The following is a 13,476-nucleotide window of genomic DNA, read 5'->3' as shown; positions in this document are numbered from 1 at the left end:
GGAATCTTGTGAATATCGACGCCGTGCAAGCATCAATCCCACCGTTAGTGCTTATTTTCGGCCCTTTCGATCCTAGCGGCTCGAGTAGCCTGCCCGCCGACGCGGTTACCTGTGCGGCCCTGGGCTGTCACGCCCTCAGCACCCTGACTGCACTGCTGGTCCAGGATACCGCCAGCACCGAAGAAATCCAGCCTGTGGCGCCGGAGCTGATCGACGACCAGGCTCGCTGCCTGCTCGAGGATATGACGGTCAATGCCATCAAGGTCGGGTCACTTTATACAACGGAATCAGTAAGTGCGCTCGCTCAAATAGCGGCAGATTATTCCCACGTACCACTGGTTCTGCACCTTACCTCGTTCCCTGACGAGACGCTGATCACAGATTTTGATGCCGAGGACGTCCAGCTCGCACTCTTCGAACTCCTGTTGCCGCAGACCGACATTGTCGTCGTGGATCACAATCTACTATCACGCTGGCAGTCCCAGGGCGTCCTCATGGGACCCGATGTCCACACGCCGGCCGAGGCCCTCCTGCAGTTCGGCGCGAAATGGGTATTGACCAGCGGCGCGCCTTTGCGTCCCGGCCACGGCAGCTACCTATTGCAAGGCCAGAACAACCAGACCTTCAACTGGCCGTGGCAGGCGCCTCCAACTCGCCTGAACGACGCCGACGGTCCCTTAACCTGCGCCATCACAGCACAATTGGCGCGCGGTCTCGATGTACCACAGGCCGTCGATGCCGCCCTGTCGATGCCAGCCTGTCTTGAGTCCCGTTCGTTCCAACCCGGCATGGGTAATCGCCTTATCAACCGATCAATAACATGAATGCATCACTACGTTTTCCCAAGGGACTCTATGGTGTCACGCCCGAATGGGACGACACGGACAGGCTCCTGGATGCCATCAGTGCGGCCGCCGATGGCGGAATGACGGCTTTGCAGTGGCGGCGCAAGACTATCGATGCCGATGCGGGCCTGGCGCAGGCGCGGCGAGTGGCGGAACGCTGCCAAAAAGAGGGCCTGCTGTTCATTGTGAACGACGACTGGCGCCTGGCATCCCTGATTGACGCCGACGGCGTTCATCTTGGCCGTGAAGATGGCGGCGTGGCAGAGGCCAGGCTGGCCCTGGGCCCAGGCAAGATTATCGGTTGTTCCTGCTATAACCAGCCCAAGCTGGCAGTCGAAGCCATCAAGGCCGATGTCGATTATGTCGCTTTCGGCGCCATGTTTGCCTCCAGCGTCAAACCGGATGCCGTGCGCGCAAGCCTCGACGATATCAGGCAGGGTCGAGCGATCGTGGAAACCGACAACGTCGGGCCACGCGCCGCGGTGGTGGCAATCGGCGGCATCACGGCCCACAATGCGGGCGACGTCATCGACGCCGGAGCGGATAGCATTGCAGTGATCAGCGGCCTGTTCGAAAGCCGCGACATACGCGATACTGCGGCCCGGTTCGCAGCCCTTTTTGCCTGAAGACGATGTTTTGCCCCTGTTATGCTATGCCTGCACCTCCTTCATTTTTTCAGCAGTGAGTCTCAACAACATGTCTCGCAATACAGAACTATTTGAACGCGCCTGTCGAACCATTCCTGGTGGCGTGAATTCTCCCGTTAGGGCATTTCGCTCGGTCGGTGGATCGCCACGATTCATTACGCGCGCCCAAGGGCCCTATATGTGGGACGCCGAAGATACTCGTTATATCGATTATGTCGGATCCTGGGGGCCTGCCATCCTGGGTCATGCGCACCCCGAAGTCATCCGGGCTGTTCAGGAAGCTGCCGTCAATGGACTGTCCTTCGGTGCACCGACCGAAGCCGAGATCGAAATTGCCGAAGCAATCGCAGCGCGCCTGCCATCCATCGAAAAAGTCAGGCTGGTCAGTTCAGGCACCGAAGCGACCATGTCCGCCATCCGCTTGGCGCGAGGGGTTACAGGACGCTCCAAAATCATCAAGTTCGAAGGCTGTTATCACGGCCATGCCGACAGCCTGCTCGTCAAAGCCGGCTCCGGCATGCTCACTTTCGGCAACCCCACTTCGGCCGGCGTGCCGCCGGAATTCATCAAGCATACCCTGGTACTGGATTACAACAAGCTGCAAGCCGTCGAAGCCGCATTCCAGGAATACGGTCCCGAGATCGCCTGCATCATCGTTGAGCCGATTGCCGGCAACATGAATCTCATCAAGCCCCTGCCAGGATTCCTGGAAGGTCTGCGGTCACTATGCACGCAGTACGGCGCGTTGCTGATCTTCGATGAAGTCATGACGGGTTTTCGTGCCGGACCGCAAGGCGTCCAAGGACTGACAGGCGTCACTCCGGACATCACCACGCTGGCCAAGGTCATCGGCGGTGGCATGCCGGTCGGGGCCTTTGGCGGCCGCGCCGACATCATGGAGCACATCGCGCCCATCGGCAACGTGTACCAGGCGGGCACGCTTTCGGGCAATCCCGTTGCGGTTGCCGCAGGACTGATCACGTTGAAGTTATTGGCGGAACCGGGATTCTATGAACACCTCGAGGCGCAATCTGCGAAGCTTGCGAACGGCCTTGCCGAACGCGCCAGGGCCGCCGGTATCACGATGTGCACCGACTACGTCGGCGGCATGTTCGGCATTTACTTCCGTTCCACCATTCCGACCACCTTCGAGGAAGTATCAACCTGCGACCTCGAGCTTTTCAAAAGATTCTTCCACGCCATGTTGATCAAAGGCGTGTACTTTGCACCGTCGGCCTACGAGGCGGGTTTCATTTCAGCGGCGCACGACGACGCTGTAATACGGCAGACGCTGGACATCGCCGAAGAAGTATTCGCCAAACTATAAGAATAGACACGCATCGGGCAGCACGCTTGCGTCCTGCCCGCCATGGCACTGCCTGTTATGGCGCTGCTGCCGGAACCACAGCGGTCACCTCGATCTCCACCCGTGCGCGATCCTCGATCAGATCGGCCACTTCAATCGCCGTCATGGCCGGAAAGTGGCGGCCGATGATTTCGCGATAATTCCGGCCGACCTCACGCAAGGCGGCCATGTATTCATTCTTGTCGCGTACATACCAGGTCATGCGCGTGATGTGCTCGGGGCCGGCGCCGGCCTCCCCGAGTATGGCCACAATATTCTGCAACGCCTGGCCCACTTGCTCGGCAAAGTCATCGGTTTCAAATTGCTGCTGACCATTCCAGCCTATCTGTCCTCCCACGAATACCAGGCGACTGCCTACATTCATTTCAGTCATGATGCCGTTCGCATAGCCGCGCGGCTCCAGCCACGTCGGCGGTTGCAAGGTGATCATTCCGTTTTCCCCTGGTTAATGGTTCTCTGGCGCAGCACGAAGCGCTGCAGTTTTCCCGTTTCAGTACGCGGCAGGCTGGCGACAAACTCGATCGCGCGTGGATACTTATAGGGTGCGACGACGGCCTTGACGTGATCCTGCAAGGCTTTGACCATCTCCGGTCCTTCTTGCATTCCCGGCTTGAGGACCACGAACGCCTTGACAATACTGCCGCGTTCGGGATCCGGCTGGCCAACCACTCCACATTCCGCAACGGCGTCGTGAAGCAATAATGCCCCCTCGACCTCCGGTCCGGCAATGTTGTAGCCGGCTGAGACGATCATGTCGTCGTTGCGTGCCTGGTAATAGAGATAGCCATCTTCGTCCATGGCAAAGGTGTCGCCGGGCAAATTCCAGCCATTCTGCACGAACACCATCTGGCGTTCATCGTCCAGATAGCGGCATCCGGTGGGGCCCTTTACCGCCAGCCTGCCCACCACGCCCGGATTTACCGGCTGAAAGTTCTCATCGATCACCTGCGCTACATAGCCGGGTACGACCTTGCCGACTGCGCCGCGGCGCACATCGCTTCCGGCACTGGAGGCGTAGACATGTATCATTTCCGTGCCGCCTATGCCGTCTATCATTTCGATGCCCGTCGCCTGCTTCCATAGCTGCCGCGTCGCATCCGGCAAGGCCTCACCCGCGGAAACGGAATTTTTCAGCGAAGACAGGTCGTGCTGGTCGACCAGGGCGGACATCTGTCGATAGAAGGTCGGCGCAGTGAAGCTCATGGTGGCCCGGAAATCCTGGATCGTGGCCAGCAATTCGCCGGGCGACAGCTTCTCGACCAGAACGGTCGACGCCCCGACCCGTAGCGGAAAGCACAGCAGGCCACCCAAACCGAATGTGAACGCCAGCGGCGGCGTGCCGCAAACGATATCATCCGGATCCATGCGCAGGATATGCCGGGAGAACGTGTCGCACATCGCCAGCACATCCCGATGAAAATGCATGCAGCCCTTGGGCTTCCCTGTGGTGCCACTGGTGAATGCAATGAGGCACACGTCGTCGACAGCAGTCTCGCATGCTTCGAATTCATCCGATTTCACCGCCGCCAACTGGTCGATACTGTCCGCACTGTCGTCATGGAAATAGCGTACGTGCGTCAGCTGTGGGCAGAAACTGGCGTGGTCCGGATCGAGGCAATGCTCAATCTCGGCCGAAAGTCGCTTATCGCACAAGACCGCCTGAATCTTTGCCTTGTCGATAATCTGGCGAAGTTCGAAGGCTCTCAGCAAAGGCATGGTGGGCACGGTTACCAGGCCCGCCTTGACCGCTGCAAGCCATGAGGCGGCCATCATCACGTTGTTCGGTCCGCGCAAAAGCACTCGGTTACCCGGCTGCAGCTGCATATCATCCACCAGCACCCGCGCTATACGATTGACCAATTGAAGCAACGCCCGATAGCTCATGGCTTGCATGCCGGACGCGTCGCGCCAGCGCAGAGCGACCCGTTCGCCCATTCCTTGCCGGACGCGCTCATCCACCAGGGCAACGGCACAGTTCAGGCGCGGGGGGTAGGCGAGATCCGGGTTGCCCTCCAGCAGCAATTCGGGCCACTGGTCCAGAGGCGGTAGATGGTCACGTGCAAAGGTATCACTATGAGCCGACTTCTCCATGTTCAGTCGCCTTCAAAAACGGGTTTTTGCCTGGCCACGAACGCGTCGTACGCGCGCCGGAAGTCCTTGGTCTGCATGCAGATCGCCTGAGCCTGAGCTTCCGCTTCGATGGCCTCATCCACGCCCATATTCCATTCCTGGTGCAGCAACTTCTTGGTCATTCCGTGTGCAAAAGAAGGGCCATCGGCGAGCTGTCGAGCCAGATCCTGTGCTGCGCCAAGGACCGATTCTGAAGACTGCAGACTATTGAAGAACCCCCAGGCCAGGCCTTCGTCAGCGGTCATCGCGCGTCCGGTGTACAACAATTCCGACGCCCTGCCTTGCCCTACCATGCGTGGCAGCAATGTGCAGGCGCCCATGTCAGCGCCCGCCAGCCCTACCCGGGTAAACAGAAAGGCAGTACGAGCCTGAGGCGTACCGATACGCATGTCGGATGCCAGAGCGATCATCGCACCGGCTCCGGCGCAGATTCCGTCAACAGCTGCCAAAATGGGTTGGGGACACGCGCGCATCGCCTTGACCAGGTCCCCCGTCATGCGGGTGAAGTCCAGGAGTTCCAGCATGGACATGCGAGTCAGCGGACCTATAATTTCATGCACGTCGCCGCCCGAGCAGAAGTTGTCTCCCGCTCCGACCACCACAACTGACTTGATATCGCTGGCATATACCAGGCCGCGAAACAAATCACGCAATTCCGCGTAGGAATCGAACGTGAGCGGATTCTTGCGTTCGGGTCGGTTGAGGGTAACGGTGGCGACTTTGCCATCGTCTGACACTGTCCACAGAAAATTACCGGCCTGGTAGCCTGCATAAGGTCGCTTGTGACCGTCCATGGTGTGTGGCGCTATGTTCATCTTTCTTCTCCTGAATAGGGTCGACCCTAGCCGGCCATTACTTCGCCGCCGTCCACCGGAATGGACTGTCCGTTGACGGCGGATGCGCCGGGGCTGCACAGCCAGGCTACTGCCTGCGCCACATCGTCGGGTTGAATCAAGCGGCCCTGCGGATTACGTTCGGCCAATTTCCCCCTGGCCTGATCCGCAGTCATCCCCGTCTTGCGCGAAATATTGGCGACCGCTGCCTGGACGATGTCTGTTTCCGTATACCCCGGACATACCGCATTAACGGTTACCCCTTTCGTGGCCGTTTCCATCGCCACAGACCGCGTCAGGCCTATGACACCGTGCTTGGCGGCACAATAGGCACTGACATAGGCATAACCCACCAAGCCCGCGGTGCTGGCCACATTGACGATGCGGCCCCATTGGCGCTCGAGCATGTCCGGCAATCCTGCCTGCATGCAATGGAAAGTGCCGGTCAAATTCACGGCAATCATCTGCTGCCAGGCGGCCTCATCGACCTTGTCAAAACGCTCGCTCAAGGCCTGGCCGGCGTTGTTCACCAGGATGTCAACCGGACCGAAGCCTTCCTTGGCCTTCAGAAAGATGACATCCACGTCGGCGCGCACCGATATATCCCCGCTGACGAAAGCAACTTCACCCAGATTGACGAGCTGGCGTACCGCCTCTTCCAACGACTTGGCACTGCGACCGGCAAGCGTGACCCGGGCTCCCATGGCGAGAAGCCGCTGCGCAATGGACAGACCTATCCCACGAGAACCGCCGGTCACCAGCGCGTGCCGACCGGTCAGAATACGCGACTCATTCATTTGCCTACCGGCTGCGCATACGCGGCCGCCCGTTCGAAATTGGTTTCCAGTTGCCGCTTGGCGGGGAAGTACTGCCTGGGCCAGGTCACGTCGCTTACCCCTATCTTTGCGGATTCGCGCAAGGTCCAGGAGGCGTCGGCAAGATGCGGGCGAGCCAGCGCGCACAGGTCCGCCCTTCCCGAGGCTATGATGCTGTTGACGTGGTCGGCTTCAAATATCGCGCCGACCGCAATCGTGGGTATCTGCGCCTCGTTTCGTACCCGATCAGAGAAAGGCGTCTGGTACATGCGTCCATATACAGGCTGTTCCGCCTTGCTTACCTGGCCCGAAGAGCAATCCACCATGTCCGTGCCGGCCGCCCGGAAGCGACGGGCGATCTCAACGGCGTCGTCCGCTGTTATTCCCCCCTCGACCCAATCGTGTGCCGAAATGCGGACCGACATCGGCAAATGTTCGGGCCAGACTGCACGCAGGGCCGCAAAAATTTCCAGCGGGTAACGCAGCCTGTTGTCCAACGATCCGCCGTACTCGTCGTGGCGCTGGTTGGTAAGCGGCGAAATAAAGCTGGACAGCAGATAACCGTGGGCGCAATGCAATTCCAGCCAGTCAAAGCCAGCCTCGGCGGCGCGAACGGCGGCAGCCACGAATTCATCTCTTACCGAGTCCATCTGGCCACGCGTCATGGCCTGCGGGACCTGCGATACACCGTCGATGTAGGGTATTGCGGATGCCGACAGCAGCGGCCAGTTACCCTCGGGCAGTGGCATATCCGTGCCTTCCCAACTGACGCGGGTGGATCCCTTGCGCCCCGCATGCCCTAGCTGAATGCCTATCCTGGCATCACTATTGCCATGGACGAAGTCGACGATCCGCTTGAATGCCACCTTCTGCTCACTATTCCACAACCCCGGGCAACCGGGGGTGATGCGTGCCTCGGGCGAGACGCAGGTCATCTCTACCATGACCAATGCCGCTCCGCCCATGGCCCGTGCGCCAAGATGCACAAGGTGGAAATCGCCCGGGATACCATTCACACTGGAATACATCGCCATGGGTGAAACCATAATGCGATTTTTCAAGCGTATGCCGCGTACCGTATAAGGCGTGAGCATCGGCGGGCAGGACCGTGCGCCAGCGACTGGGGCACCGGCCATGTCGGCCATCCAGCGCTCGTAGCCCTCCAGCCAGGCCGCATCGCGCAAACGCAGGTTCTCATGGGAAATGCGCTGCGACCGGGTCAATAAGGAATAGGCGAACTGTTCCGGCTCGAACCTGGCGTACCGGGCCACGTTTTCGAACCATTCGGTGGAGTTGCGCGCGGCATTCTGTATTTTCAGTACCTCGACACTGCGCACTTCCTGATAGCGGACAAGGGCAGCCGTAAGGTTATTGTTGCAAGCACGAATCGAACGATTCAACTCGATCGCGTCCTCGAGGGCAAGCTTGGTTCCCGAGCCGATCGAAAAATGCGCGGTATGCGCGGCGTCGCCCATCAACACGACTGGAACCGTCCGCCCGCTGGGCAATGTCTGTTGGCTCACCCATGCATCGCAGATAACGCGTGGGAAACGGATCCAGATTGCCGAGCCACGCAAGTGACCAGCATTGGAGATCAGCGAATTCCCGTCCAGCCACGGCGCAAAAAGCTTTTCGCAAAACGCGATACCTTCTTGCTGGCTCATCGTCTCAAGCCCCGCCGCTTTCCAGGTCTCGTCGAGCGTCTCGACAATGAACGTGGACATCCCTGGCTCGTATTGATAGGCATGTGCCTGGAACCAGCCATGTTCGGTCTGGACGAAGGCAAATGTGAACGCGTCAAAAGTCTGCCGCGTGCCCAGCCACACAAACCGACACTGGCGGGTATCGATGTCCGGCTTGTAGGTGTCGGCATAGCGTGTACGAATACGACTATTCAGACCATCGGAAGCGATGATCAGGTCGGCGTCGTACTTCTGCGCAATCGCCTGGTCATCGGCGACATCGGTCTCGAACACGAGGTCCACACCAATTTCTTCGCAGCGCGCCTGCAAGATATTCAGCAATTTCTTGCGTCCTATGCCGATGAAGCCGTGGCCGCTGCTGCGCATGCTGCGACCCTTGTAGTGGATGACGATGTCGTCCCAGTGGTTGAATGCGTCGCTGATCTGGGTTGCGGATACCGGATCGGCCTCTTTAAGATTCTCGAGCGTGGCATCCGAAAATACAACGCCCCACCCAAACGTATCGTAAGGGCGGTTGCGTTCGACGACCGTCACGTCATGCCCGGCGTCAGTCAGCTTCATGAGCAGACCAAAATACAGGCCGGCAGGCCCACCACCAATGCAAACGATTTTCATGCGTCGCTCCAATACTTTAAGCCTAAACTATATAGACAAGAAAAACCATTGGCAAGGCATTTACAGGCATCAATACCTGGGAGTTTCCCTCGGCTGCGGGTGCACGAGCACTACGCGGCTGTGCGCCCGCAGCCGGCCGCGCTCATCGATTGGACAGACCGTACAAGGCCTGCAGCAAACTGGTCCGCGATTGCCCTATGACAGCGCCGCGCCAGTCATCGTTGCCCGGATAAAACGCAGCCTTGTGGGCCTCTTTGATTGCGCTGCGCTGGGCATCACTGACCGAACCACGCCCCGCTTGCCAGCGATCGCTACGTAATGCAAGAAACACCTCGTCCATGGGCAGGGTGCCGAACTCCAGCGCCAGAAACGTGAGCTCGGGAACCTGCCGGCATTCTTCCAGCATGGCACGCATGCCCGTGCCGCCGATGTCGACTGTGCTGGATTCGGGATCGACCACCGACACCACATCGTTACCCCACCACATACGCGCCCGCTGGTAGTCTTCCAATGTTTTTTGTACAAAGATTTTCTCGGCATGTCCATAAGGACCTAATCCGGTGTGATAGTCGATCCATGCCATGCGCTCGCGATCCTGGCCGAAACGTCGCAGAATATCGCGCAACGTCCTGTTGCTCCAGGCAGGCTCCTGGCCGCCGTAGAATAGCCCATCGGGATGGCTGTACTGCCCCAGCATCATGCCTTCCCGGTAGGCTTGCTCTCCTTGTGCTTTGATGAAAGACTGGATCGCAGCGGCATTTTCGGGCCCGGGCGGCCAGGTTTCCGGGATCAGCAGGGAGTGTAGTGTCTGATAATGCCGATTATCGGGTAAGGGCTTGCTGAAGTCGCAGAAATTGCGATTCAGATCCACATTGTCTTCATTGCCGCGGTGTCCCCATGAAAAGCCAAAGGGATTAACGGCATGGATAAGCAAAATCCCTATTCCGTTGGCGTGCGCATGATCCAGTAGTTGCTGGTCATTCAGCAAGGCTACCTGGCAGCCGGAGCCGCAATACCCCTCCTCGCCGTGCATGGCCGAGGTCAAGACCAGCAGTGCTCGCGCATCGTCAGAGCCGAAATACGCCACATCGGTCGACAAGACTTCGCCGCTCACGCCTGATCCGGTGGGGTTCACATATGATTGCAAGGCGCATTGCTGCTGAGTGGCAGCGGTGATGAAACGAGTCCTGGCATCGGCATAACTCTGGCCGAAAAACGCTTGAAACATAAATATTGTCTCCAACTGCTATTTTTTTCATGTTCCCTGCATAACATCAAAGATGTTGAGAGGGCTGCTTATTACACTGGTGTTGATGATAGCTACAGAGCAATTTAACATCACGGGGTAATTGAAGATTAAACTATCCTGGTGGTTAATACGGGTCCTACAATATGAACGATATGGCTGACACAGCAATACTGCAACGCACCCCCGACCTTGAAAGTCGCACGGTACCTGAAGACCACCAAGACCTTCGTCTATGGTTGCGGCTACTCACTTGCTGCAACCTGATCGAAGGCGAAATCCGTAGCCGCCTGCGCACGGAGTTCGAAACCACGCTCCCGCGCTTCGACCTTATGGCGCAATTGCTGCGCGTTCCGGGCGGCATGAAGATGAGCGAGCTTTCCCAACACATGATGGTCACCAACGGCAACATCACCGGCATCACCGACCAGCTCGAAAAGGAAGGACTGGTCGAACGGGTCAAGGTAGCTTCCGATCGACGCAGCTCGCTTATCCGTCTCACGACCAAAGGCAAGCGCACCTTCAAAAAAATGGCCAAGCTGCACGAAGAATGGATACGCAGCATGTTTGGCGGGCTGTCCGAGCAAACCCGCAGCGCGCTGTTCGAAGCCCTGGGCGAACTTAAGGCGATGACCCGGCCCAAACTCTCTGGCCGCTCCTGATAAAATTGCCAATCGCGGCCGCGTACAGCGGTCCCTTTTCCTTTTTCATTGTTGAGTCCCGTCATGGCCGTCAATTTGTATATCCCGCCGGAATCACACATCTTTGCCGTGGCTGGTATCGAAATAGGCACCGCCGAAGCCGGCATACGCAAAGCGAATCGGCGTGACCTGACCGTATTTCGCCTGGCCGAGGGCAGCAGCGTGGCTGGCGTATTCACCCAGAATCGTTTCCGCGCCGCGCCCGTACAAATCTGCGAAGCACACCTGGCCACGAACCAGGGCATACGCGCCCTGATCATCAACACAGGCAACGCCAACGCCGGAACCGGCGACAGCGGCCTGCATGCATCCCGGGAAACTTGCAAGGCTCTGGCCGGCCTGCTGAACATCACCCCTTCACAGGTCCTGCCGTTTTCCACCGGCGTCATTCTGGAACCCCTGCCGGTGGACCGTCTGGTTGCCGGGCTGCCTGCCGCTGTCGGAAGCCTGAGCGACAACAACTGGTTCGCCGCGGCCCACAGCATCATGACCACCGACACGCAACCTAAAATCGTGTCGCAGCGTGTTGCACTGGGCAACAAGACAATCACCATTACCGGCATCAGCAAAGGCGCCGGCATGATACGTCCCAACATGGCCACCATGCTGGGCTATCTGGCGACCGACGCAGGCATTGCGCCTGCGCTGCTGAAAGAAATGGCGCCGGGCATTGCCAACCGCTCTTTCAACCGGATTACCGTCGACGGCGACACGTCCACCAACGATTCGTTCATTATCATGGCCACCGGTAAAAGCGGCGTGCAGATCGAATCAAAGTCTGATCCCTTCTATGCACAGGTTTATGCCGCGCTGGCAGATGCCGCAACCGAGCTGGCTCAGAAAATCGTGCGGGATGCCGAAGGCGCCACCAAGTTCATGACGATACAGGTGGAACAGGCAAAAAATACCGAGGAAGCGCTGAAGGTTGCCTATGCCGTCGCGCAATCCCCCTTGGTCAAAACCGCCTTCTTTGCCTCGGACCCCAACCTCGGACGTATCTTGTGCGCCATCGGCTATGCCGGCATCACCGATCTGGACGTTAGCGGCATCAAGCTCTGGCTGGGCGACGTGCTGGTCGCCAGCAAGGGCGAACGCCACTCCGATTACAAGGAGGCGGACGGCCAGCGGGTAATGAAGGAAGCGGAGATCGTGGTGCGCATCGAATTGGGGCGCGGAGATGTGTCGGACACGGTTTACACCTGCGATTTCTCGCACGAGTATGTAAGCATCAACGCGGATTACAGGTCGTAGGGGATGGGAAGTGGCGACTGCGTCGCCATCCGGTACTTCTGACTTGCCGTACTTCGCACTAAAGCGGCGACAGTGGCTGGTGCCGGACTGGCTCAACGCGTCTGCGGTCCCGTGCTTCGCCGGGACTCCCCGGGCTGAACCATTTATCCGGCGCACGCTTACTTCGCCTGCCCGGCACCAGCCACCGTCGCCTTGCCGCTTGGGCTTGCGGAAAAGGTTAAGAGGTGCGGCGTTGGGCGCAGGCGCGAGCCTAATATCCAGCCGTTCTTGCTTCGGTCGGACAAGGGTTTGGTGTTCACTTGCTTTAGCTATACCACGCTGATTCGCCGCTACGATCTGCGCCAGGAACTCATCGACCGCAACTTGATCTGACGTGCACTGGGAGACACGCTAGCAGCGAGCCAGCAATTTCCGCTTTCGGTCGGAAGCAGCTATCCCTCCTGATATATTCCAAGTTACGGCAGGCGGCTTGAAGACTTGCTTTCTCTTTCTAATAGGCATGTCCAAACGCCGGCGCCCGTTGATTACCTTTTAGGTGACTAAACGGAGGCAAACGATGACACGAGTTCGCGTTGAGGGTTTCACCATTTCGCTGGACGGATATGGGGCAGGTCCGAATCAAGACATCGACAACCCACTAGGCATTGGCGGAACGGAGCTACACCAGTGGCTAATTCCCACTCGCACGTTCCAGCGGGCCTTGTTCAATAAGGACGACGGCACTACCAGCGTTGACGATGATTTCGCCGCTCGTGGCTTTCACAATGTTGGGGCTTGGATTCTTGGACGAAACATGTTCAGCCCCATTCGCGGGGACTGGTCAGACACAGACTGGAAAGGCTGGTGGGGAGACAATCCACCGTATCATGTTCCAGTGTTCATCCTGACCCATCATGCTCGTCCTCCCATTGAGATGGACGGCGGCACGACGTTCCACTTCATAACAGGAGGCATTCGCGAAGCGCTCGGTCATGCGCGCGAGGCTGCTGCCGGAATGGACGTGCGGATAGGCGGTGGGCCGAGCACAATCCGGCAATATCTTCGTGAAAGCCTCATTGACGAACTGCACATTGCTATCGCGCCCATCCTGCTCGGTCGGGGAGAATCGCTGTTCGAAGGGCTAGACTTGCGGGCTCTGGGATATGAGTGCGTTGAATTTCTGGCATCGGAAAAGGCCACGCATGTCGTCCTGCGACGCCAAGGCAATACGGACGCCCAACCACTGACTGAAGGTCGACGTCCCTGACCGGCTGAGTCTTAGCTCGGTCGTAAGTGTCAGCGCCTCGTCCAATAACCCCCATCTGAGGTGCAGGGGGCTGGTGTG

The 13,476-nt window shown here is 58.6% G+C and carries 12 protein-coding genes; 6 read left to right on the top strand and 6 right to left on the bottom strand.

The genetic code is table 11. From position 1 onward, the window contains the following. The first annotated feature begins 8 nt into the window (after positions 1–8). The 3 genes from thiD (at position 9) to hemL (ending at position 2,819) form a co-directional block, all read left to right on the top strand. Complete coding sequence (gene thiD, locus CR155_RS04725; protein WP_233213910.1) at positions 9–824, top strand: bifunctional hydroxymethylpyrimidine kinase/phosphomethylpyrimidine kinase; 816 nt, start codon at positions 9–11, stop codon at positions 822–824. Next, positions 821–1,471, top strand: coding sequence for a thiamine phosphate synthase (gene thiE, locus CR155_RS04720; protein ID WP_102068855.1), 651 nt, complete (start codon positions 821–823; stop codon positions 1,469–1,471). The genes thiD and thiE overlap by 4 nt, the downstream gene beginning before the upstream one ends. Before the next feature lie 70 nt (positions 1,472–1,541). Next, complete coding sequence (gene hemL, locus CR155_RS04715; protein ID WP_102069139.1) at positions 1,542–2,819, top strand: glutamate-1-semialdehyde 2,1-aminomutase; 1,278 nt, start codon at positions 1,542–1,544, stop codon at positions 2,817–2,819. Positions 2,820–2,874: 55 nt separating this feature from the next. On the opposite strand, the gene CR155_RS04710 is transcribed toward hemL, so the two are convergent. The 6 genes from CR155_RS04710 to CR155_RS04685 form a co-directional block, all read right to left on the bottom strand. Next, positions 2,875–3,288, bottom strand: coding sequence for a RidA family protein (locus CR155_RS04710; protein WP_102068854.1), 414 nt, complete (start codon positions 3,286–3,288; stop codon positions 2,875–2,877). After that, complete coding sequence (locus tag CR155_RS04705) at positions 3,285–4,949, bottom strand: AMP-binding protein (protein ID WP_102068853.1); 1,665 nt, start codon at positions 4,947–4,949, stop codon at positions 3,285–3,287. The genes CR155_RS04710 and CR155_RS04705 overlap by 4 nt, the downstream gene beginning before the upstream one ends. A gap of 2 nt (positions 4,950–4,951) precedes the next feature. Then, the gene (locus tag CR155_RS04700) at positions 4,952–5,803 is read right to left on the bottom strand and encodes an enoyl-CoA hydratase family protein (protein ID WP_102068852.1); all 852 of its coding nucleotides are present in this window, start codon (positions 5,801–5,803) and stop codon (positions 4,952–4,954) included. 26 nt (positions 5,804–5,829) lie between these two features. Then, positions 5,830–6,618 (bottom strand): SDR family NAD(P)-dependent oxidoreductase, encoded by a 789-nt coding sequence (locus CR155_RS04695; protein ID WP_102068851.1) that lies wholly within the window; start codon positions 6,616–6,618, stop codon positions 5,830–5,832. Next, the gene (locus CR155_RS04690) at positions 6,615–8,954 is read right to left on the bottom strand and encodes a bifunctional salicylyl-CoA 5-hydroxylase/oxidoreductase (RefSeq protein WP_102068850.1); all 2,340 of its coding nucleotides are present in this window, start codon (positions 8,952–8,954) and stop codon (positions 6,615–6,617) included. Before CR155_RS04690 ends, CR155_RS04695 begins: the two co-directional genes overlap by 4 nt. Positions 8,955–9,096: 142 nt before the next feature. Then, on the bottom strand, positions 9,097–10,182 hold the full coding sequence (locus CR155_RS04685; protein ID WP_102068849.1) for a M14 family metallopeptidase: 1,086 nt from the start codon (positions 10,180–10,182) through the stop codon (positions 9,097–9,099). Positions 10,183–10,373: 191 nt separating this feature from the next. Here CR155_RS04685 and CR155_RS04680 point away from each other — a divergent pair, with 191 nt between their 5' ends. The 3 genes from CR155_RS04680 to CR155_RS04665 all read left to right on the top strand — a co-directional run bounded on the left by CR155_RS04680 (position 10,374) and on the right by CR155_RS04665 (position 13,398). Then, complete coding sequence (locus tag CR155_RS04680; protein WP_102069138.1) at positions 10,374–10,862, top strand: MarR family winged helix-turn-helix transcriptional regulator; 489 nt, start codon at positions 10,374–10,376, stop codon at positions 10,860–10,862. Between the two features lie 63 nt (positions 10,863–10,925). After that, positions 10,926–12,152, top strand: a complete 1,227-nt coding sequence (argJ, locus tag CR155_RS04675; RefSeq protein WP_102068848.1) for a bifunctional glutamate N-acetyltransferase/amino-acid acetyltransferase ArgJ — start codon at positions 10,926–10,928, stop codon at positions 12,150–12,152. Positions 12,153–12,708: 556 nt separating this feature from the next. Then, the gene (locus CR155_RS04665; RefSeq protein WP_102068847.1) at positions 12,709–13,398 is read left to right on the top strand and encodes a dihydrofolate reductase family protein; all 690 of its coding nucleotides are present in this window, start codon (positions 12,709–12,711) and stop codon (positions 13,396–13,398) included. Positions 13,399–13,476 lie beyond the last annotated feature (78 nt).

It is taken from the genome of Pollutimonas nitritireducens, assembly GCF_002849615.1.
Taxonomy (GTDB): domain Bacteria; phylum Pseudomonadota; class Gammaproteobacteria; order Burkholderiales; family Burkholderiaceae_B; genus Pollutimonas; species Pollutimonas nitritireducens.
This window is presented reverse-complemented; position numbering and strand designations above follow the sequence as displayed.

Coding starts and splice junctions, on each gene's coding strand:
- thiE (WP_102068855.1), top strand. CDS start 821: ATGAATGCATCACTACGTTTTCCCAAGGGACTCTATGGTGTCACGCCC.
- hemL (WP_102069139.1), top strand. CDS start 1,542: ATGTCTCGCAATACAGAACTATTTGAACGCGCCTGTCGAACCATTCCT.
- CR155_RS04710 (WP_102068854.1), bottom strand. CDS start 3,288: ATGATCACCTTGCAACCGCCGACGTGGCTGGAGCCGCGCGGCTATGCG.
- CR155_RS04705 (WP_102068853.1), bottom strand. CDS start 4,949: ATGGAGAAGTCGGCTCATAGTGATACCTTTGCACGTGACCATCTACCG.
- CR155_RS04700 (WP_102068852.1), bottom strand. CDS start 5,803: ATGAACATAGCGCCACACACCATGGACGGTCACAAGCGACCTTATGCA.
- CR155_RS04695 (WP_102068851.1), bottom strand. CDS start 6,618: ATGAATGAGTCGCGTATTCTGACCGGTCGGCACGCGCTGGTGACCGGC.
- CR155_RS04690 (WP_102068850.1), bottom strand. CDS start 8,954: ATGAAAATCGTTTGCATTGGTGGTGGGCCTGCCGGCCTGTATTTTGGT.
- CR155_RS04685 (WP_102068849.1), bottom strand. CDS start 10,182: ATGTTTCAAGCGTTTTTCGGCCAGAGTTATGCCGATGCCAGGACTCGT.
- argJ (WP_102068848.1), top strand. CDS start 10,926: ATGGCCGTCAATTTGTATATCCCGCCGGAATCACACATCTTTGCCGTG.
- CR155_RS04665 (WP_102068847.1), top strand. CDS start 12,709: ATGACACGAGTTCGCGTTGAGGGTTTCACCATTTCGCTGGACGGATAT.